Source organism: Pseudonocardia acidicola, assembly GCF_012911935.1.
GTDB lineage: Bacteria > Actinomycetota > Actinomycetes > Mycobacteriales > Pseudonocardiaceae > Pseudonocardia > Pseudonocardia acidicola.
The window spans coordinates 22,811-43,590 of the sequence record NZ_JAAXLA010000003.1; the positions used below are offsets into that span (position 1 = coordinate 22,811).

Genomic DNA, 20,780 nt, shown 5'->3' on the forward strand with positions numbered 1-20,780 from the left:
ACGGTCGGCAACCGTGTCGGACCCGGCCGGACGGCTGCACGGCCAGCAGCCGATGCGCGGGCTGGTCGGCGCCGCGATCGGCCTCGCCGCGGTGCTGTCCGGGTGTTCCGCGGCCCCGGCCGGATCGGTCCCGGCCCCGGCCCCGGCAGGTGCGACCTACCCGCTGCCGCCGCGCCCGGTCCGTCCCGGGGAGACCCCGTTGCACATCGCGCCCGCCACCGAGGGCGACACGGTGTTCGAGGTCATCGGCTTGACGACCGGCATGGCCACCATTCTCGGCAGCCACGCGGAATGGCCGGCGAAGGGACAGTTCGTCCGGATCCGGCTCGTCGTGATCAACAACGGCCGGAGCTCGGTCCTGTTCGACACGAACCGGCAACTCCTGCTGACCGCGGACGGGCAGACACACGTCCCTGACAGCCAGGCGATGCTCATCAAGCGGCAACCGGGACAGTTCGACCTCGGCGCCGCCGACCGCCTCGAGCTCGATCTGTACTACGACATCCCTGAGGACGGGACGCCGACCGCGCTGCGGGCGTTCGGCGGCCCGTCGCTCCAGGATCTGCAGGACACGACAGGGGTCGACATCCCGCTCCGGTGATCACTGCCCGGCGGCGCCCTCGACGTCGAGGTCCCCGCCCAGGTAGGCGGCGCGCACCTCGGGGTCGTCGAGCAGCTCGGAGGCAGGTGCGCTCTTGACCACCCGGCCGGTCTCCAGGACGTAGGCCCGGTGGGCGAGCTGCAACGCCTGCTGGGCGTTCTGCTCGACGAGCAGGATCGTCGTGCCCCGGCCGTTGATCTCGGAGATGATGTCGAAGATCTGGTTGACCAGGATCGGCGCGAGCCCCATCGACGGCTCGTCGAGCAGCAGCACCCGGGGCTTGGCCATCAGCGCGCGGCCGATAGCCAGCATCTGCTGCTCACCGCCGGACATCGTCCCGCCGCTCTGCGACCGGCGTTCGGCCAGCCGTGGGAACAGCTCGTAGACCTCGGCGAGTTCCTTGGCGACGCTGCCCTTGCGCGCGTAGGAACCCATGAGCAGGTTCTCCTCGACGGTCATACCGGGGAAGATCCCGCGCCCCTCCGGAGCCTGCCCGATCCCGGCCACGACCCGCTTGTGCCCCGGCATCCGGCTGATGTCCCGTCCGTCGAACACGATCCGGCCCGCAGCGAGCGGCCGCAGCCCGGAGATCGTCTTGAGCGTGGTGGTCTTGCCGGCGCCGTTCGCGCCTATCAGAGCGACGATCTCGCCCTGATCCACCGAGAGCGTGACGCCCCTCAGGGCGGCGATCTTGCCGTAGAACACGGCGACACCGGTGACCTCAAGAAGCATGTGGGGCCCCCAGGTACGCCTCGATCACCTTCGGGTTGCTCTGCACCTCGCGGGGCAGGCCCTCAGCGATCTTCTCGCCGAAGTCGAGCACCGCGATCCGGTCGCTGATGTGCATGACCAGACCCATGTCGTGCTCGATCAGCAACACGGTGCGGCCGTCGTCGCGGATCTTGCGGATCAACCCCAGCAGGGACTGCTTCTCCGCCGGGTTCATCCCGGCGGCCGGTTCGTCGAGCAGCAACAGCCGGGGGTCGGTCGCCAGCGCCCGGGCGATCTCCAGGCGGCGCTGGTCGCCGTAGGAGAGGTTCTTCGCGTACTCGTCGGCCCGGCCGCCGATGCCGACGAACTCGAGCAACTCCTGTGCCATGCGCCGGCCCTCGCGTTCCTCCCTGCGGTGCCACGGGAGCCCGAGCGCGGCGCCGACGGCCCCGGTGCGGTGGTGCGCATCGACGCCGACCATGACGTTCTCCACCGCCGTCATGTTGTGGAACAGGCGGATGTTCTGGAACGTCCGCGCGATGCCCGCCTTCGTGACGCGGTAGCGCTTCATCCCGTCGATCCGCCGGCCGTCGAACCGCACGGTGCCTTCGGTGGGCCGGAAGACCCCGGTGACGACGTTGAAAACCGTCGTCTTGCCGGCACCGTTGGGCCCGATCAGCGCGAAGATCTCGCCCTCGCGGATCTGCAGGCTCGCCGCGCGCAGCGCGACGACACCACCGAAACGCATCGTGACGGCGTCCAACTCGAGGACGACGGCGGGCTCCGCGGCCGAGGCCCCCAGCGCGGCCTGGTCCGGGGCCGTCATCGGGCGGCCTCCACCGCGGCCGTCTCGGGTTCGGTTTCCGGTCCGGGCACCTCGCCGCCCAGTCCGCCGCCGGCGCCCTCCTTCAGTTCGGCGCGGCGTTGCCGCGACGGCAGGATGCCCTGCGGGCGCAGCGCCATCGTCAGCACCAGTGCCGCGCCGAAGACCATGATCCGGTAGTCGGCGAAGCCGCGGAAGCGTTCCGGCAGCCAGGCGATGAGGAACGCGCCGAGGATGACCCCGGGCAGGTTTCCCGCACCCCCGAGCAGTACGGCGGCCAGGATCGTCGCGGACAGGATGAACGGGAAGTTGGTGGGCGCGATGAAGATGACCTTGCTGGCGAACACGACGCCGGCCAGCCCGCCGACCGAGGCGCCCATCGCGAAGGCGAGCAGCTTGAACCGGAAGGTCGGTACGCCCATGAGCTCCGCCGCGTCCTCGTCCTCCCGGATCGCCGTCCACGCCCGGCCGACCCGGCTGCGTTGCAGCCGTAGCGAGAACACGATGGCCAGCACGATGAAGAACAGGATCAGGTAGTAGTACGGCAGCGGGTCGAGCAGGAACTCCACGCCGAACAGGCCCGGCGGGTGCGGGATCGGCGTGATGCCGCGGGCGCCGCCGATCTCGTCGGTGTTGACCGCGGTGATCCGGACGATCTCCCCGAAGCCGAGGGTCACGATGGCGAGGTAGTCGCCGCGCAGCCGCAGCGTCGGGGCACCGAGGATGATCCCGGACACCGCCGCCAGGAAGACGCCCATGACGAGCGTGGGCCAGAACGGGAATCCGTGCTTGGTGCCCAGGTAGGCCAGCGTGTAGGCGCCGATCGCGTAGAACGCGACGTAGCCCAGGTCGAGCAGGCCGGCGTAGCCGACCACGATGTTCAGCCCGATCGCGAGCAGGACGTACGTGCCGATCGGGTTGAACAGCAGCGAGGTCCAGTCGGTGTACGGCGACATGAACGCCCCGATGGCCGGCGCGGGCGCGACGATCGCCAGCGCCAGGGCCAGGCCGTAGCCGGTCCAGCGTTGCCAGCGCGGGGCGGCCGCCCACCAGTCACGCACACCGTCGGAGAGCCCCCCGGCGGCACGGCGGGCCCGGGTCAGTGGATTTCCGGGGCGGGATGCGGTGTCGGTCATGCGCGCGCCTTCTGCAGGGACTCTCCGAGGATGCCGGTCGGCCGGAACAACAACACCACCACCAGGATGACGAAGGCGATCACGTCCTTCCACTGCGAGCCGAAGAAGATCGCCCCCCAGTTCTCGACCAGGCCGAGGATGAATCCGCCGAGCAGGGCGCCCCGGATGTTTCCGATTCCGCCCAGAACCGCGGCGGTGAACGCCTTGATCCCGAGCACGAACCCGATGTTGTAGCGCAGGTTCTCGAACTCCATCGCGTAGAGCACGCCGGCCACCCCGGCCATCGCCCCGCCGAGCAGGAAGGTCACCCGGACGATCGTGTCGATGCTGACGCCCATCAGCACGGCTGCTTCCGGGTCCTGCGCGGTGGCCCGGATGCCGCGGCCGATCCGGGTGCGGGCCACGACCTGGTCGAGCAGCACCATCACGACCACCGCCGCGACGAAGACGATCACCTGGTCGGTGCGGACCTCGGCGTCGCCGATCCGGAACAGGACGTCGCGTTCCACGATCCGCGGGACCGCGGTGTCGATCCGGCCCGGCTTACCGAACACACCCGGGATGACGATCAGGGCGAACAGCTCCTGCAGGAACAGCGACGCGCCGATCGCCGAGATGAGGGCGGCCAGCCGCGGGGCCCCGCGCCGGCGCAGCGGCCGGTAGGCGACCAGCTCGAGCAGCATGGCGGAGCCACCGGACACCGCGGCCGCGGCCACCATGAGCAGCAACAGCAGGCCCAGCAGCGCGACCCCGGTCACCGGCGCCGACACCCCGATCAGCGTGATCACGAACAGCGAGGTGTAGGTCCCGATCATGAAGATCTCGGAGTGCGCGAAATTGATCAGCCGTAGGACGCCGTAGACCATCGTGTAGCCCAGGGCGACCAACGCGTAGATCGCACCGACGGCCAGGCCTCCGATGGTGCTCGGGCCGAACTGCTGGACGAAGTCAGTCAACACGAACGATCCAGCCTCTTCCGATGAGCAGGCACGGGCCACGGATGCGGGGAGCGGCCACCGTCGCGCCCGCTCCCCGTGGTCCTCGGCGTCCGTCAGCCGAGCTTGGCCTCCGTGGACTGCCCCAGCAGGTTCAAGGCACCGTTCTTCACCTCATAGATGAAGATGGCATTCACGTTGGGCTCGCCATTGGGCTTGAAGCTGATCTTCTTGGAGACGCCGTCGAGAGTCGCACCCGAGATGTAGGAGTTGATGGCGTCGGGGGTGGTGTTGCCGGCCTTCACGGCGTCGACGAACAGCGTCGCGGCGTCGTAGCCCTCGGTCGAGTAGATCGCAGGGTTGGTGTTGTAGGCGGCCTTGTACTTGTCGGTGAACTGCTTGAGCGCACCCTCGGTCGCCCCGAAGGGGATGTTGCAGGGGCAGGCGAGGACGGCGCCCTCGGCGGCCGGCGCACCGGCGCCCGCGATGAGCTGCGGGTCGAGTGATCCGTCGCCGCTGGCGAAGGTGGCGGTCACCCCGCTGTCACGGAGTTGCTTGAGCAGGCGACCGGCCTGGGCGTAGTAGCCGCCGTAGACGATGACGTTCGGGGCGGCGGCCTTGACCTTGGCGACGGTCGAGGAGTAGTCGGACGCGGCCTGCGCGAACTGGTCGCGTTCGACGGCGACGCCCTTGGACTGGAACTCCTTGAACGCGGCGTCGGCGAGCCCGACGCTGTACTCCTGGTCGTCACTGATCACGAACGCCTTGGTGGGGGCCTTGGCGCGGATCAGGAAGTCGGCGATGGCGGGGCCCTGGTCGTTGTCGTTGGCCACCACGCGGTGCCAGTACTTCCAGCCGTTCTGCGCCAGCCCGGGGTTGGTCGCCGAGGCCGACACGCTGGGGATCTTGCCCTGCTCCAGGATCGGGCCGACGGCCTTGGACTCACCGGAGAACGCCGGGCCCACCAGGCCGACGATCTTGTCGGTGTTGATGGCCTGCTGGATCAGCGGAACAGCCTGGTCCGCGCTCCCCTGGCTGTCGTACTCGACGAGCTGGAGCTTCACCGCCGGGTTGGTGGCGTTGTACTCGTCGATCGCGAGCTTCGCCCCGTTGCGGGGCGGAATGACAATGCCGGAGTTCTCGCCGGTCAGGTCCCCCATGAAGCCGATCTTGAGTGTCTGGCCGCCGCTGCTACTGCCACCTGACGTGGCGCCACCGCACGCCGCGAGCACCAGGGCTCCGGCAAGCATTGCGGCCGCCGCAACGACCGTCCGCTTCCGACCCATCGTGATGTCCTTCCCTGCCGTCCGAGCCGTCCACGGCGGGCCCCCGCAACACCGCCGGCGCCCTCACAGCTGTCGAGAGCCTGGCGGACGTTATGGGATAGATCACTCCGGCGTCATCATAACGGTGGGCCTCTTTACCAGACCGCAACCGGAATCCAGCGAACTGTCACAAGACAACTACGGGCCGTGACCCACTGAGGTCACGGCCCGTAAACAAGGATCGCCGGCGGAGCCGGTGGAATCACGATCGGGGCGCAGCCAACCCCTCGACGACGGCCTCGGCCACGGCCTTCATGGTCGTGCGGCGGTCCATCGCGGTGCGCTGGATCCAGCGGAACGCCTCGGGCTCGGTCATCTGCTGACGCGTCATCAGCAGGCCCTTGGCGCGGTCGACGACCTTGCGGGTCTCGAGCCGCTCGTTGAGCGTCGCGACCTCGTCCTCCAGCGCGCGCTTCTCCGCGAACCGAGAGACCGCGAGCTCGATGGCGGGCACCAGCTCGTGCCGCGCGAACGGCTTGACCAGGTACGCCATGGCGCCGGCGTCACGGGCCCGCTCGATCAGGTCGCGCTGGCTGAACGCGGTGAGCATGACAACCGGGGCGATCTTCTCCTCCACGATCGTCGCGGCGGCCTCGATGCCATCGACCTTGGGCATCTTGATGTCCATGATCACCAGATCGGGGCGCAGCTCACGGGCCAGATCAACCGCGACCTCGCCGTCGCCGGCCTCACCGGCGATCTGATAGCCCTCCTCGGTGAGCATCTCGGTGAGGTCGAGGCGGATCAGCGCCTCGTCCTCGACAACCAGGACTCGCCAACCGTCGGCCGGTCCGGCCTCGCTGGCGTGCTGGTTATCCTCGGAAACCTGCTGGGTCACCGGGCATCTCCTTCAGCGGCTGGGTCGAACGCAAGGGCCAAGAGTACCGGGCTACGCTATGCGTCCCGGCGTGATCTCCCGTGCAGGTGGGCGAGAACACCTCGGGCCCCCGTAGCCCAATCGGCAGAGGCAGCGGACTCAAAATCCGTCCAGTGTGCGTTCGAGTCGCACCGGGGGCACCACTTCTCCACCGGCCCGTTCGGGCCGTCCACCTGCGCGAATGCGGCCGGAGCCGGATCAGGGCCGTCCGACCGTCCCCGGCGTCGTCCGGCCGTCAGCGGGTTCTCTGCGGCCTGTACGCGGCCGCGAACCTGCTCGACGGCGTTGCCAGAGCTCTGGTCCCGCGTGACCTGTCAGGGCCGACGCGATCGACGACCTCGCGGGTCGTCCATTCGCTCGCCCCGGAGGTCACGGCAGGACCGGACCGCCTGCCGGCGGACGCCCTCGTTGACGTCGGCGAGTTGCCGCGACAGCACGTCGAGCGTCGCGGCCAGGGCGAATGCACGCTCCTGATTCCGGAACCCGGGGTACTGATCGTGGACCGCCTCGCGCCGCAACCACGCAATCGGGAGGCTTCGCACGAGGTCAGGCAGCATGCCGATGATCGGCTGAGCTGCCTTCGACGGCTGCCGTTGCTGTACTCCGCTGCTGTATGCCGGGCCCTGGTGCTGTCAGGCGCGCCGAGAGCGAACCTCGACGCCCGCTGCGGCAGCGGTCAACAGCGGCGCAGCAACACATGCGACATAGAGGAGGATCAGCGGGCCACCGACGTGCGGCCGGATGTTGGTCCCCCGAATCGGCGGTCCCGGGTTGAACGCCAGCGACGGTTTCACGTGATGCCAGCGCGTGATCTCCAGGTACATCAGGTACCAGCTGCCGGCCCATGCCGCTCCACCGAGCAGCTTTACGATGCGCATCCGCCGACATTACTAGCCCCGGTGTTTCCACGAACGGTGTAGTCGATCTTCGGCCGTTTCACCCACTAGCCGGATAGGCAGCGCCCGAGCCTTCCAACTCGCGGCATACGGGCCCGCGCCCGGACACGCAACGTGTGATCAATTTGTCATCGCAGGCGGCCGCCAGATGGCTGCCCTCACCGCAGGCCGTCGGCCACGGCTCGACAGCTCCGAACCGCCGCGCGATGGAGGCCCTCGAGATCAACCCGTGATCCATAACAGGATTTAGCCGGAAGGGACGACGATCTCGGAAAGATGTGACCAAGCTCCATTTCTTCCACTTGACGAGCGACAACCACAACCCGCGGATTGTCATGCGCCCCCGACCCCGGTGGGGTATTTCCTGCCGCGTCCTTCCGTTCCTCCTCAACCCAGTTATGCATGTGAGTCATTCATACGTGAGTGAGCCGCCATATCAGACAAATCAGATGTATTGGACCGCGTGAGGGGGACACCATGCTGACCAGCACGGCTGGTGCGCCCACCCAGTGCACGGGTCCCGGTGGGAGCAACACCCGTGCTCCGCGCTGCGACTCGCGGACCTCGCAGACAAGGCCGATGGGCCAGACTACGCCGGGCACACCCGGGGTTGTCGCAGAACAACCGGCAACCAGCGCGATGGCACTGCTGACTCGGCTGTAGCAGCGACCAAGCGCGCCGCCTCCGGCGGCGCGAGCGGTTTCGCCGGCCCTCATCCCACCCGCGGACCGCCCGACGATCGAGTCAGCGTGGCCCAGCAGGGTCGCCGTGACCGGCGTAGGGTCGGCCCCCTGTCAACCTGAGAGCTGGCTATGTCCACGCCACCTGCCCAGCACCCGCTTGAGCCGCTGAGCGTCGATCTTGAACGCCCGAGCACGAGCACGGCGGTATGCAGCGTCCGAGGTGAGATCGACCTGGCCACCGAGGCGGCATTCCGGGCCGGCCTCGAACGCACCGCCGGGGCCGCCCCGGTTGTCGTGGTTGACCTCACTGAGGTCACCTTCATCGGTTCGATCGCCGCAGCGATCATCTACGCCGTCCTCCGGGAGCTCAGCGATCACCAGGTGGTCAAGCTCGTCACCGGGCGGAGCGGCGCAAAGCTGTTCGCGATGCTCGGGCTGGACCAAGTGGTCGACTGCTTCGCCTACCCCTGGTCGATCTGAGCCGGTGACCCGGCGGGCTCCAGCACCGCATGAAGCGCCCCTGCATCGCCGCATGGGAGCACACGGCTCGCGGCACCGCCGGAAACCCGGCGCGAAGCCCCGGGGGAAGGAAGCATGTCGGGCTCCGCCCGAACCCGGCACCGCTCGGGGATCAGGAAGAACGGGGGCGGTGTTCTCCTCACGGCGTGGCGCTCGAGCTGTCCGGGCTGCGGCTGGAATGGGAAGCCGGTGTCGAGGTGTTCCCGCGGCTGTTGGCCACGGCGGGCGGCCGGCCGGCGGCCCGGCTGGTGCTGTTCGACGCCGACGAGCAGATGACCGCGGCGCTGCGCCGAGTACGCGTTCCGCGGACCGTGCCCGTGGTCGCGGACTCGGAGGCCGCGTTGCGCCGGGTGCACGACCGTCCCGAGTGGGTGCGCCGCCGCCGGGAGCTGCCGGCGGAGCCGAGCGCGGCCCGGGCCATGGCGGGCGAGGCGTGCGCAGACCGGGCCGTCGAGGACCTGGCCGAGGACGCCGTGCTGGTGGCCAGCGAGCTGGTGTCCAACGCCGTGGAGCACGCCGGCACCGGGAGCCGGTTGGCCATCGCACTCCGCGGGCGCGGCCTGTCCATCTGGGTGCGGGACCTCCGCCCGTGCGCACCTCCGCGGCCGCTGCGCGAGACCCGCACCGGCGCCGGCGGCCTGTACCTGGTCTCCGTCCTCGCTCGCCACTGGGGGGTGACCGAGCATGCGGACCGCAAGACCGTCTGGGCGCTGCTCACCCATGAGAGGCCGCCGGCGACACGTTCCAGCTTCAAGCGCCGATCCACGGGGCCGGCGCGTGCGACCGGGCCTGGAAGGCGTGATGGTTCAGGGGGGAACTGCGCTACCGGCCTTTCAACCCTACTGAGCAGCAGCGGAGTGCCCTTGGCCGTTGCGGGCCAGGTTGCTTCGGCACGCATTCGGCATGGACACCGTCGCGGTAGGGGCAGGCGCGAGCGGCTCCCAGGGCGAACAGGTGACCGGAAAGCTATAGCGGTGCCGCAGTTGCTGCTCTATAGCGGGAGTCAGGTCGGACACACTGAGTCGCACGCCGTGATCGGGGCTCGCGTCGACCCGGAGAATCCGCACCTTCGAGGTGTGCCAGTACGTGAGGTCCCGGAGGATGGCGGTCATCGCGGGGGTGATCGCAATCTCGTCCAAGACCCCTCCCTCGCTCACTGTTGTCTCGCCGGACAGGCCGACTTCGTTACCCGGCGATGAGCCGGTGCTGCACGAACGTTTACGTCACGGTGGAGTGCTTGGATTACCCGCTGCATCGGGAAGGCTGACGCCAGGGGAGACCGGCATTCTTTCTCTCGTCACAGGGATTCGATGCGGTCGCCGAGGTCGAGTTCGAGCGGGCCACGGGTCTGCAGCCCCTGCGCGAACAGGGTTGCCGCGCGGGCGTCGACCGTGTCGGAGCCGGCGACGTGCTGGAAACGCCGGGCGTCGGCGCGGATCGCGTCCCCGCCGGGCAGGGGCAGTTCGTTGAGCACCTGCTCGGTGGATCGCACCGCATCAGCGGGGAACGACGCGATGCGTCGCGCGAGTCGGGCCACGAAGGCGTCCAGTCCGGCGTCGGGCAGCGCCCGGTTGACCCAGCCGTACCGTTCGGCCTCGTCGGCGTCGAAGTCGGCCGCACCGAGAATCGCCTCATGGCCCGGCCCCGCCCCAGCAGCCGCGCCAGGTGTTGCACACCTCCCGCACCCGGGACGCACCGATTCCGACCTCGATCTGCCCCCGGTACGGCGTCCTCCCGCGCGGCGAACCGCATGTCGCACGCGAGCGGCTTGTCTACTCGCGGGTATCTGCGACCGTGGGGCATGAGCAGATCGGCCTGACCGGCCGAGCCTGATGGGCGCCATCAGCTGCACCACCGTCCCGGAGAAGGCGCTTGCGATGCGCAGGATCGCTGACGGACGTGCTTGCACGCCGGAAACCTTGACGCTTCGGTCCGATCAGTTCGAGGCCGGCGTGCCGGTCATCCACGCCGCCGGATGTCTGGACCCCGTGGCGGCGCTGGAACTGCGCCGCCGGCTCGACGACCAGCTCGCCGCGAGACCGCGGGCGATCGTGCTCGATCTCAGCTTGATGTCCGTTCGCGAGCCGGACGCCGTCCAGGTCCTCGACCACGTCGCACGCCGGGCCGGCGAGGCGGACATCGGCATGGGTCTCGTCACCGTCGACAGCGCCGTGATCTGGGCCCTCGTCACCGCCGGGATAGACGAGCTGTTCGACAGCTACCCCACCATCGAGGCAGCAACGCGCAATCTGCGCTGAGCCCCTGCGCCGCGACGGATCGCGAGGGGCCGCAGACGAGGCGGAGGGGTTCGGTGAGCCATTGTCCGCCCTGCCCCCCGATGCAGGCCGAACCGAGATCCGACCCGGCGCTCGACGGGCCACGCCCATCGCGATGATCTGCCGTTCGGCCTGTCAGGAGCACTCCTGCCTCACGTCTTGCTCTCTCAGGGTGCAGCGGCCGCGCCGCTGGTGGCCGAGGCTGACGTCGACGATCTGCACACGCTGCGACCGCGCGGGCCGCGTCGTTCGGTGTCGTCGCGGGGTCCCGGCCGGATGGGGGTCGGCACATGGCGCGGGGGACGAAGGACCCGTGGGCCGTGCTGCTCGGGGTGGGCCAGATCGTAGCTGCACCGGCCGGTTCGGTGGCAGAGCGAGCGCAGGCGCTGCTGGAACCGCTGTACCAGCTGGTCCCCTTCGCCGCCCATTGGGTCGGGCTGCGGGATCCGGACACCCAGATGTTCGGCCCGTTGGCCACCGAGGGGTTGGACGAGCGGACCCTCCGACACCTGGAGGGGCCGGGGCTCGTCTGCGATGTGGAGCTGGTGGGACTGCGTCCGGTGCGGCCAGCGATCTGCAATCGGGATTTCCCGGTTCCTCCTCAGGAGGTGCCGACCTGGGCGGAGTACCTGGAGCCGGCGGGGTTCCACGATGTCCTGGTTGTCGGGTTGTTCACCGCAGATGGCCGCCTGGTGGGGGGAATCGGGCTGAACACCGACACCTCTCCGCATCCCACCGATGCGGCGCGCGATCTGATCGGCCTGCTGACGCCAGCGATCGCGGCAGGCCTGGATCCGACCCGCACGGTGGCGGCGGCGGCCCGCGCGGTGCGCGGTGCCCTCGGTGGTGGGGTGCTGAGCCGGGCCGGCGCGGTCGTGCCGTTGACCGGTCTGCCCGGCCATCGGCTGCTGGACCGGGGCTCGGCGTTGCTGGCGGTGGTCGCCCGGCTGGTCGAGGGCGGCGCCCAGTACGCGGCGTTCCTGTGCCCGGACCGCGACACCGGTGTCCCGGTCCTGCGGCGGATCACGGTGCTGAGCTGCGGGGACGCGCCGCCGCATTTCCTGCGTGCGGCGATCGTGGTCTCCGAGGACAGGGTCCTGCACGGTCTGACCGTCACCGAACTTCAGGTCCTCGGGATGCTGGTCGATGAATGGGCCGACGAGCGCATCGCCGCCGGCCTGGGCGCCTCGCGCTACCAACTCGCCGACCACATCGACCGCGCCTGCTGGGGCCTGGGTGCTCCCGACCGTGGCGTTGCGCTGGCCCGGGCGTTCAACCAGGGCCTCTACATCCCACCCGGCCTCGGCGACCTGCACAACGGGGAGCGCAGATGACAGGACGAGCCGAGTTCGCCTCGACGACCGCCGCCGGGATCGCCGCCGAAGCCGCGGGCATCGCCGCGACGGGGACGAGCATCGAGCAGCGAGCCGAGGCCCTGCTGACACCACTGCAACGGATCATGCCGTTTCAGGCCACCTACCTGGCGTTGCTCGACCCTGAACAACACGAACACCACCAGCTGGTGGTCGACGGCTACGACGAGGCGACTCAGCGGTACCTCCACGGCCCGGCGCTTCTCCAGGAGCTGGAGCTGGTCGGCCTCACCCGGCCGGGCCCGCCCATGCGAGTACGGGACCTACCGATCCCGCCCGGCGAGATCCCGATCTGGGCCCAGCACCTGTGGCCCGCCGGGTTGCGCGAAGCCCTGGGCATCCGCCTCTACACGCCGAGCGGCACCTGTCAGGGGCTGCTGGTTCTGCACACCGACACCCCGGCCTACGCCACCGACGCGGCGCGGGATCTCGCCGGACGACTGGCCCCGCTGATCGCCCACGCGGTCGACCCGATGCGCCAGGTCAGCACCCTCGCCGGCATCGTCCGCAAGGCCGTGGCCGGGGTGGTACTCACCCGCTTCGGACACGTACTGCCCCTCGGGCGCCTGCCCGGTCACCGGCTGCTGCGCACCCGCTCAGCCGTCGCCCTCACCGCCGCCCGGCACCTCGACGACGGCGCCGACCGCGCCCGGTTCCTCTGCCCGGACACCGGCCACCACCTGCTGCGGGTCACCGCGCTGCGCTGCCCACCCCAGCCGCCACACCACCTGTGGGCCATCGTCCTGCTCTCCCCACCCGAGGACCTGCACGGGCTGACCCCGTTCGACCTCACCATCCTCGGGCTGCTCCTCGACGGCTGGCCCGACTGGCGCATCGCCGCCTGGCTGCACCTGGCCGAAGGCACCATCACCGGACGGATCCCCCACATCACCGCCATGCTCGGCGCCACCGACCGGGCGCCGGCCATCAGCCGGGCCGCCCGGCTCGGCCTCTACATACCCCGGATGCTGATCAAGCACGGGCACGAGCCTGTGCCCGGGTGCTGACCCGATCGCCACTGCGACCCTGACCAGATACAGCAGTGACAGCCGGTGGCACGGCAGCCGGTGACGGCGTCGTTCCCGGGCACCCAGCCGCGCCAGCTGCCAGTGGTGCTGGAGCCCGGTTCGCCGGCGATCTGTCAGCCTCCAGGTTCGGGCGGAGGCCCCACATCGCACGAACACCAGCCCGAACCACGGCCATCCGGTCTCGGAGAGTGATTGGTTTCTCACCCACCGGACATGCTGGTTCCGGATCGGTAACGTTTTGGTTTCCAACCAGTGCGGAGGTGACAACCGTGGTCGGGAACTCCACCCGGACCGGGTTCGTAGCTGGGATGTCACGCGACGACGTCGCACGCCTCGACCGAGCCCTTGCCGGGGTGCGCTACCCAGCAGACAAGTGGCAGCTGATCGCCCACGCCACTGAGCGGGATCGCATCAAGCGAGGCCTGGTGGACGAGCGAATGATCCGCCAGCTCTGGGCGCTGCCCGCCGGCCGCTACCCTGGCCTCGCCGACGTCCTCACCGCGGCCGCGCGGACGGCCCGCGGACATCCGCGCCGCGACAGCCCCCATCAGATCACCGGCTGAGCAACGCCGTCGCTCCCCACCTCGGGCGTCGGGGGTCGGTCGGCGTGCACGGGCATTCACACCTGCCCTGCTGTTCCAGCACTGGAGCCGATCCACGGGGCCGGCGCGCGCGACCAGGTCCCCGAAGGCATGATCCTCTCAGCGGAACCGCGGTGCCGCTTCAGCACCACTGCTGACCAAGAGACGGGCGCCGTGGCTTTTAGCATCCCGAACGTTCCGGGTATGCGGGGACATGATGCGAAACGGTGTCGGCCGGGCCCGCTGCGGCCACAGCGGTGTCAACGCCGACGCGCCGCTGTGGGCCCGGATCCGCCTCGACGCGACGTCGCTCGAGACCCTCGATCGACTCACCTACACGATCGCCCGCACGTTCGCACCGGAGTCCGCGGCACGCGAGTTCAGCCGCGTCACCAGCGAGGTCGCCGCGGACGCGATCGGCCGCGGCGGTGGGACCTGGGACCTGTGGCAGGACCCCGACTCGCTCATCTGCCAGGTCGTCCTCGGCGACCCGGACCCGGCCGACGGCCCTCGCCATCGGCCGGGCGCGGACGGCCGATCGACAGCCGGGCCGGGACCCTGGTGGCGGTACGACGCCACTCACCGGATCGACGTGTGCCCCTCTCCGACCAAGCGAGCGGTCCGGTTGTCCATCGACGGTCCCGTTGTCCATCGACGGTGACGGGGGCGGAACGCGTCGAGCGTCTCCGGGCGTGCGGGTCGGAGCCTTTCGAGTCAGCCGTGCCGGTGCGGTCGTTCCCCTCCTACCGAGGGCAGCGGAACCGGCCCGGCCTGTGGTGGTCCACGACGGTGGGCCGGCATGCCGGGTACGAGTCCTGGCTGGAGCGTGATCACGCGATGCTGCTGGCCTTCGACCCGCAGGTGCTCGGGTACTCGTCGCAACCGCGTGACGGGCTGCGGGCGAGGCGCCATGCGCCGGACTTCTCCACCCGCCTCGCGGACGGCAGCGCAGTGGTGATCGGCTGCAGACCACCGGGCCGGATCCGAGCGGCTGATGCGGTGGCGTTCGAGGCGACCACGCAGGGGTCCGAGCTGGTCGGGTGGGAGTACCGACTGGTCGGCGAGTCGCTGGCCGGCACGGTGCGCCGGCTCACCGGATACCGCCATCCCCGGCCCGGCCCCGTGGCCCGGCTGGTCACGCGCGTCGGGTGATGCGACCACGCCATCCGCGCGGGAACCGTGGACGGCAGGGAGGTCGTGTCATGACTCAGCCGTTTCATGGTGTGGTGGACCTGGACATCCGCAACTCGGTGCCGGACTGGGCGCCGTACGAGCAGCCCAAGGCCCCGCCGGGCACCCCGAACGTGGTCTACATCGTGCTCGATGATGTCGGGTTCGGCGCGTTGAGCTGCTACGGCGGGGTGATCGACACCCCGAACATCGACCGGATCGCGGCGGGCGGGCTGCGCTACACCCAGTGGCACACCACGGCGCTGTGCTCACCGACCCGCTCGTGCCTGTTGACCGGGCGCAACCACACGACCAACGGAATGGCCTGTATCACCGAGGCAGCGGTCGGGTTCCCCAACGGCAACGGCCACATCCCGGCGCAGTGCGCAACCCTCGCCGAGATGCTGGTCGAACGCGGGTTCAGCACGGCGGCGGTCGGGAAGTGGCACCTCACCGCCGAGGATGAGATGAACATGGCCTCGACCAAACGGAACTGGCCGCTCGGGCGGGGCTTCGACCGGTTCTACGGATTCCTCGGCGCCGAGACCAACCAGTGGTATCCCGACCTGACCCACGACAATCACCCGACGGATCCACCCGGTACACCGGAGCAGGGCTACCACCTCAGCGTCGATCTCACCGACAAGGCGATCGAGTTCATCGACGATGTGAAGGCGATCGCCCCGGACCGTCCGATGTTCCTGTACTACGCGCTTGGTTGCGCGCACGCTCCGCACCACGTTCCCCGGGACTGGGCCGAGCGCTACCGCGGCCGATTCGACGCCGGCTACGAACGGATCCGGGAGACCATCCTGACGCGCCAGAGGGAGCTGGGCATCGTCCCGGCAGGCACCGGCCTGCCCCCGATCAATCCGATCGGGACGGCGGCGGACCGCAGCGGCCCGGAGGGCGCGCCGTTTCCGGAGCTGGACTACACCAAGCCCTGGGACGGCCTTTCCGATGACGAACGGCGGCTGTTCGCCCGGATGGCCGAGGTGTACGCGGGGTTCCTGTCCCACGCCGACGCTCAGATCGGGCGCCTGCTGGACTTCCTGGCCGAGATCGGCCAGCTCGACAACACGGTCCTCCTGCTGGTCTCGGACAACGGGGCCAGCGGGGAGGGCGGCCCGAACGGGTCGGTCAACGAGATGAAGTTCGCCAACGGCATCCCCGACGACCTGGCCGCCAACCTGGCCCTGCTCGACGAGCTGGGCGGTCCCAAGACCTACAACCACTACCCGACCGGCTGGGCGATGGCGTTCAACACGCCGTTCAAGATGTGGAAGCGGTACTCCTTCAACGGAGGCACCTGCGACCCGTGCATCATCTCCTGGCCCGCCGGCACGAGCGCCCGTGGCGAGATCCGCGACCAGTACCACCACGCCATCGACCTCGTACCCACCGTGCTGGACTGCCTCGGGCTCACCCAGCCCGACTCCGTCAAGGGCGTCACCCAGGTGCCGATCCAGGGCGTGAGCATGCGCTACAGCTTCGACACCCCCAGCGTCCCCACCGCCAGGAAGGCGCAGTTCTACTCGATGCTGGGCACCCGGGCGCTGTGGCACGACGGGTGGAAGGCCGTCACGACCCACCCAGCGATCAGCGGCTGGACCCACTACGAGCAGGACACCTGGGAGCTCTACAACACCCAGACCGACCGCGCCGAGCTGCACGACCTCGCCGCCGAGCACCCGGACAAGCTCAGAGAACTGATCGGGCTGTGGTTCTACGAGGCCGGGGTCAACCACGCCTTCCCACTCGACGACCGGTCCGCGCTGGAAATCCTCCTCACCCCGCGCCCGCAGCTGGTGGCCCCCCGCGACCGGTACATCTATCGACCCGGCGGCGCCGAGATCCCCGAAACGGTCGCGGTCAACGTGCGCAACCGGTCCTACATCATCGCCGCACAGGTTGACATCCCGCAGGCCGGCGCGCGGGGCGTGCTGTTCTCCCACGGCAGCCGGTTCGGCGGCCATGCCCTCTACGTCAAGGACGACCGGCTCTGCTATGTCTACAACTTCGTCGGGTTGACCGAGCAGAAGATCGTCGCGACCGAGGACGTACCCGTCGGCGAGAACCTGCTGTTGTCCGCCGGCTTCGACAAGACCGGCGAACAGCCCAGAGGCGTCGCCCAGGGAACCCTGTCCCTGTACTACGGCGACCGCCTCGTCGGCGAAGGGAAGATCCAGACCCAACCCGGACGGTTCGCCCTCGCCGGCGAGGGCCTCAACACCGGCCGCGACGCCGGCGAGCCCGTCACCGACGACTACCCCGGCACCGCCCCATGGGCATTCACCGGCACCCTGCACCGCCTCGCCATCGACGTCAGCGGAGCGCCCTACCTCGACCTGGAACGCGAAGCCGCCGCCATGCTCGCCCGCGAGTAGAACCTGGAGCACCGGCTGGACCCCGAGCCACCGCTACGGCGGCCGACCTCGCTGCGAGTCGCCGTTGGCAGATCGGGACGCAGGCGAGCCGCAGGCCCGGCGAAAGCCTGTCTGCCGCCGGAGGGAGATGCTTCGTGAGCGAGGGAAGCCGGTCCGGCGATGCGATGTTGCGGCTCACCCACTGCCGGACATCCGCCCCTCACCGGGAGGCTTTCCGCAGGGGCGCTCCCTTCTCCCGGCGCGGGCCACGGGCCGGCCTGTTCGACGAGGCTCCGGGTGGACCAGGCGTCCAGCGGGCCGGGGTCGAGACCGCCTCGGGCGACCTGCACCTTGAGGTCCGCACTCCCGCGTCCGTGGTCACGCGCAGGCATGCGTGGCCGGCGTGCAGCCCCTCACGCAGATAGGGCAACAGTCGACACGGTCCTCACCGCCACCGCAACGATGCTCGCCGCGCCGACTACACCCGTCCCGTCAGCGGGGCACGAGCGGGCCTCGCAAGGCGCTCGAGATCTTCTTCTACACTCATGTAGAAGAAGATCTCGAGCGGGAGGCATGTGCGTGGACGACCACCGGGAAGATCCGCGTCGCTCCGGCCGCCCGCCATGGCCGGGCGGTGGCCGGCCGTCCTGGGCGCCGCGACGCCCCGGACAGGGGCCGGCTCGCGGCGCCGGTCCACACCCCGGATCGCCGGATGATCGTCGCCAGCCGCCGGGTGGCCCACGGCCGCCACACCAGCCCCCGCCACCGCCTCCGCCGGCCGGGCAGCCACCGTACGGCACTCGCCGACCCGTGGGCCCGCCTCCTGCGGCCGGCGGGGCAGGCCGATCGGGACCGTATCGGCCCGCGGGCGCGCCGGGGAACGGGCCGGCGGGACCCGCCCGCGGTGGCCCCGCGCGTTCGGCGTCGAGCGGCGCACCGCGCCCGCCGAGGGAAGCGGATCTGCTCACCTCTCGGGACGGCCGGCCGAGCCGGGCGGCGTTGTGGCGTCGAGTCCGCCGCGTTGCGTACGTCCTGATCCCCGTGGCGATCCTCGGGCCGATCGCGGCCTTTTTCATCGCCTACCAGTTCGTCTCGGTGCCGGACCCCAACGCCCTGGTCGCCAAGCTCAATCAACCCGTCGACCTGTACTACTCGGACGGCTCGACGATGTACACCAAGGCCGGCGCGGGCGGCAGCCACCAACTGGTGACGTGGGCACAGATTCCGCAATCCATGAAGAACGCGCAGATGGCCGCCGAGGACGAGACCTTCATGACGAACTCCGGGTTCGACCTGAAGGCCATCGTGCGCACGTTGTGGAACCAACTGAGCGGTGGCACCGGCGGCGGCTCGACGATCGGCCAGGAATACGTCAAGAAGGCGACCGGCAACGACCAGCACACCTTCACCCGCAAGTTCCTGGAGTTGGTCGAATCGTACAAGATGACCAACACCTACTCCAAGCAGGACATTCTCACCGCCTACCTGAACACCGTCTATTTCGGACGCGGCGCCTACGGGGTCCAGGCCGCGGCCAAGGCGTTCTTCGGTGAGGACGTCGGCCAGCTCACCAACGAACAGGCTGCATTGCTGGCCGGCATGGTCCAGTTGCCCTCCTACGCCAACAGTGCCCCGTACGAACAGCAGCGCTACAGCTACGTGATGGGCCGGCTCCTGGCCAACCGCTGGATCAGTCAGGCCGAGTTCAACGCGGCCCAGTTCCCCACCCCGGTCCCCGAGTCCACCGGCACGACGTCGCTGTCGCCCACCCGCCAGTACATCGTGACCGAGATCTTCAACGAACTGGCCCAGAAGGGTCTGTCGGAGCAGGCCCTGTCCCGCAACGGCGCCAAGATCTACACCACGATCAGCCCGGCCGCGCAGGCCGACGCGGAACGAACCGTCCCCAAGATCATGTCAGCGGACAAGTCGTATCCCGACGAGGCGGCCGCCCTGGTCTCGATCGATCCCCGCACCGGCGGCATCATCGCCTACTACGGCGGGGACGGCTCGACCTCCTACGACCTGGCGATGACGCCGCAACAACCGGGGTCCTCGTTCAAGCCCTACGTGTTCGCGGCCGCCCTGCAGAACGACCCGCAGGACATCGGCCTGAACACGCTCTACGACGGCAGCGACAACCAGACCATCGACGGCCAGGTGGTGCACAACGCGGATGGCGAGAGCACCCAACAGACGACCGTGAAGGAGGCGATGACCAAGTCGATCAACACCGTCTTCTATCGCATGGGGGCGCAGGTCGGGGTGGACAACGTCCGTACCGCCGCCTGGGAGGCCGGGATTCCGAAGCGGATCACCTCGTCGCTGGGCTCCAGCTACGACTCGTTGCAGCAGGACGACCAGACCGGCAAGGGCACCGGCCAGACCCAGCTGGGCATCTCGATCGGCCAGTACCCGGTCCGTCCGATCGACCAGGCCCAGGGCTACGCGACCTTCGCCGACAACGGCATGTACATCCCGGCCCACTTCGTTGCCAAGGTCAGCGACTACCAGGGCGGCGAGCTGTACCGGTTCGACACCCCGGCAACCCAGGCATTCAGCTCCGACCCGACGACGAACGCGGAGATCGCGCACACGGTCACCGAGTCGATGACCGACGTGGCCGGCTCCTCCGGGGACGGGCTGGACAACAACCGGCCCGACGCCGCCAAGACCGGCACCGCCCAGTACCAGAACAGCGGGCACAACTCGGAGGCGTGGATGGTCGGCTACACCCCGCAGGTGGCCACGGCGGTGTGGTTCGGCAACAAGAAGCAGCCCGCGCCGATCTACGGCAATTACCACAACGGCTTCGGCCCCGAGTCCGGCTACAACGTCTACGGCCGGGAAGAACCGGGCTACATCTGGCAGGCGTTCATGAACACCTATCTCGCCGACCAGCCGATGACGCCGTTCCCCGACGCCCAGACGATCGAGGGCGGCACCAACTACAGCGGCATGCCCACCACCACCGTCAGCGCGCCGCCATCAGCCACTGACTCCCCCACGACGGCACCGGCCACCGACACACCGACCCCCACGACGACCGACGGCCAGCCGACCACGACCAGCCCGGCAAAGCCGTGTCTGTTCGGCTGCAGGAGGACGAACTCGGGCAACGCCGGAACGAGCAGCGCGGGCGGCGGCGGGACGGACGGCGCGGGCAGCGGCGGGACGGGCAGCGGGCAACCGAACGGCGGCGGGGGCAACGTGCAGCCCGACAGCGGGCAGTTCGGCAGCGGGCAGCCCGGTAGCGATCAGCCCGGTAGCGATCAGCCCAGCGGCGGCTAGCGGAGGTCCGCCGCGGCGCCGCGGCCCCGGTTCCGGACGGCGGCCGCGCGATCCACGACGCGGCCCGGGAACGCGGGATCAGCCCGTGCAATCACGGCGTTGCCCGGGCAATCACGTTCACCCCATTGAACAGTCGGTCGTCCGGGACCATCGCGGGATTCGTGCGATCCTTCACCAGCGTGTTCTTTC

The 20,780-nt window shown here is 69.6% G+C and carries 20 protein-coding genes and 1 tRNA gene; 11 read left to right on the forward strand and 10 right to left on the reverse strand.

The window, feature by feature from the left end; genetic code table 11:
* Positions 1-13 precede the first annotated feature (13 nt).
* Complete coding sequence (locus HF526_RS02220; protein WP_338051238.1) at positions 14-601, forward strand: DUF4352 domain-containing protein; 588 nt, start codon at positions 14-16, stop codon at positions 599-601.
* Here the strand turns inward: HF526_RS02220 and HF526_RS02225 are convergent, their stop codons facing one another.
* The 6 genes from HF526_RS02225 to HF526_RS02250 all read right to left on the reverse strand — a co-directional run bounded on the left by HF526_RS02225 (position 602) and on the right by HF526_RS02250 (position 6,369).
* Entirely contained in the window at positions 602-1,333 is a 732-nt protein-coding gene (locus HF526_RS02225) for an ABC transporter ATP-binding protein (protein ID WP_169379522.1), read from the reverse strand.
* Positions 1,323-2,138: an ABC transporter ATP-binding protein gene (locus HF526_RS02230; RefSeq protein WP_169379523.1), complete on the reverse strand. Its 816-nt coding sequence runs from the start codon at positions 2,136-2,138 to the stop codon at positions 1,323-1,325. The genes HF526_RS02225 and HF526_RS02230 overlap by 11 nt, the downstream gene beginning before the upstream one ends.
* Positions 2,135-3,271 (reverse strand): branched-chain amino acid ABC transporter permease, encoded by a 1,137-nt coding sequence (locus HF526_RS02235; RefSeq protein ID WP_169379524.1) that lies wholly within the window; start codon positions 3,269-3,271, stop codon positions 2,135-2,137. The genes HF526_RS02230 and HF526_RS02235 overlap by 4 nt, the downstream gene beginning before the upstream one ends.
* Complete coding sequence (locus tag HF526_RS02240) at positions 3,268-4,230, reverse strand: ABC transporter permease subunit (protein ID WP_169379525.1); 963 nt, start codon at positions 4,228-4,230, stop codon at positions 3,268-3,270. Before HF526_RS02240 ends, HF526_RS02235 begins: the two co-directional genes overlap by 4 nt.
* A gap of 92 nt (positions 4,231-4,322) precedes the next feature.
* Positions 4,323-5,492: a branched-chain amino acid ABC transporter substrate-binding protein gene (locus HF526_RS02245; protein ID WP_169379526.1), complete on the reverse strand. Its 1,170-nt coding sequence runs from the start codon at positions 5,490-5,492 to the stop codon at positions 4,323-4,325.
* A gap of 241 nt (positions 5,493-5,733) precedes the next feature.
* On the reverse strand, positions 5,734-6,369 hold the full coding sequence (locus tag HF526_RS02250) for a response regulator (RefSeq protein WP_169379527.1): 636 nt from the start codon (positions 6,367-6,369) through the stop codon (positions 5,734-5,736).
* Between the two features lie 105 nt (positions 6,370-6,474).
* On the opposite strand from HF526_RS02250, the gene HF526_RS02255 reads away from it, so the two are divergent.
* Positions 6,475-6,551, forward strand: a tRNA-Leu gene (locus tag HF526_RS02255).
* 489 nt (positions 6,552-7,040) lie between these two features.
* Here the strand turns inward: HF526_RS02255 and HF526_RS02260 are convergent.
* Positions 7,041-7,286 (reverse strand): hypothetical protein, encoded by a 246-nt coding sequence (locus HF526_RS02260; protein WP_169379528.1) that lies wholly within the window; start codon positions 7,284-7,286, stop codon positions 7,041-7,043.
* 830 nt (positions 7,287-8,116) lie between these two features.
* Between HF526_RS02260 and HF526_RS02265 the strand changes: the two genes are divergently transcribed.
* Positions 8,117-8,467 (forward strand): STAS domain-containing protein, encoded by a 351-nt coding sequence (locus HF526_RS02265; protein ID WP_169379529.1) that lies wholly within the window; start codon positions 8,117-8,119, stop codon positions 8,465-8,467.
* 178 nt (positions 8,468-8,645) lie between these two features.
* Here HF526_RS02265 and HF526_RS02270 read toward each other — a convergent pair whose 3' ends face one another.
* The 3 genes from HF526_RS02270 to HF526_RS34980 form a co-directional block, all read right to left on the reverse strand.
* Positions 8,646-9,047: a hypothetical protein gene (locus HF526_RS02270; protein WP_169379530.1), complete on the reverse strand. Its 402-nt coding sequence runs from the start codon at positions 9,045-9,047 to the stop codon at positions 8,646-8,648.
* 298 nt (positions 9,048-9,345) lie between these two features.
* Positions 9,346-9,645 carry a hypothetical protein gene (locus HF526_RS02275; RefSeq protein ID WP_169379531.1) on the reverse strand — a complete coding sequence of 100 codons (300 nt, stop codon included), beginning with the start codon at positions 9,643-9,645 and terminating at the stop codon, positions 9,346-9,348.
* A gap of 158 nt (positions 9,646-9,803) precedes the next feature.
* Positions 9,804-10,202, reverse strand: a complete 399-nt coding sequence (locus HF526_RS34980) for an enoyl-CoA hydratase/isomerase family protein (protein ID WP_239028197.1) — start codon at positions 10,200-10,202, stop codon at positions 9,804-9,806.
* Positions 10,203-10,338: 136 nt separating this feature from the next.
* On the opposite strand from HF526_RS34980, the gene HF526_RS02285 reads away from it, so the two are divergent.
* From HF526_RS02285 to HF526_RS02320, 8 genes are all read left to right on the forward strand, one after another.
* A complete protein-coding gene (locus tag HF526_RS02285) occupies positions 10,339-10,764 on the forward strand; it encodes an STAS domain-containing protein (RefSeq protein WP_169379532.1) in 426 nt (141 codons plus the stop codon).
* A 308-nt stretch (positions 10,765-11,072) separates the two neighbouring features.
* Positions 11,073-12,116, forward strand: coding sequence for a GAF domain-containing protein (locus tag HF526_RS02290; protein ID WP_169379533.1), 1,044 nt, complete (start codon positions 11,073-11,075; stop codon positions 12,114-12,116).
* Complete coding sequence (locus HF526_RS02295; RefSeq protein WP_169379534.1) at positions 12,113-13,162, forward strand: helix-turn-helix transcriptional regulator; 1,050 nt, start codon at positions 12,113-12,115, stop codon at positions 13,160-13,162. The genes HF526_RS02290 and HF526_RS02295 overlap by 4 nt, the downstream gene beginning before the upstream one ends.
* A 329-nt stretch (positions 13,163-13,491) precedes the next feature.
* The gene (locus HF526_RS02300; RefSeq protein WP_169379535.1) at positions 13,492-13,746 is read left to right on the forward strand and encodes a DUF2795 domain-containing protein; all 255 of its coding nucleotides are present in this window, start codon (positions 13,492-13,494) and stop codon (positions 13,744-13,746) included.
* A gap of 235 nt (positions 13,747-13,981) precedes the next feature.
* Positions 13,982-14,425 carry a hypothetical protein gene (locus HF526_RS02305; RefSeq protein WP_169379536.1) on the forward strand — a complete coding sequence of 148 codons (444 nt, stop codon included), beginning with the start codon at positions 13,982-13,984 and terminating at the stop codon, positions 14,423-14,425.
* Positions 14,422-14,916 carry a TnsA-like heteromeric transposase endonuclease subunit gene (locus tag HF526_RS02310; protein ID WP_338051239.1) on the forward strand — a complete coding sequence of 165 codons (495 nt, stop codon included), beginning with the start codon at positions 14,422-14,424 and terminating at the stop codon, positions 14,914-14,916. The genes HF526_RS02305 and HF526_RS02310 overlap by 4 nt, the downstream gene beginning before the upstream one ends.
* A gap of 50 nt (positions 14,917-14,966) precedes the next feature.
* Positions 14,967-17,321: an arylsulfatase gene (locus HF526_RS02315; protein WP_169379538.1), complete on the forward strand. Its 2,355-nt coding sequence runs from the start codon at positions 14,967-14,969 to the stop codon at positions 17,319-17,321.
* Positions 17,322-18,341: 1,020 nt separating this feature from the next.
* Complete coding sequence (locus HF526_RS02320; RefSeq protein ID WP_169379539.1) at positions 18,342-20,591, forward strand: transglycosylase domain-containing protein; 2,250 nt, start codon at positions 18,342-18,344, stop codon at positions 20,589-20,591.
* Positions 20,592-20,780: the final 189 nt, after the last annotated feature.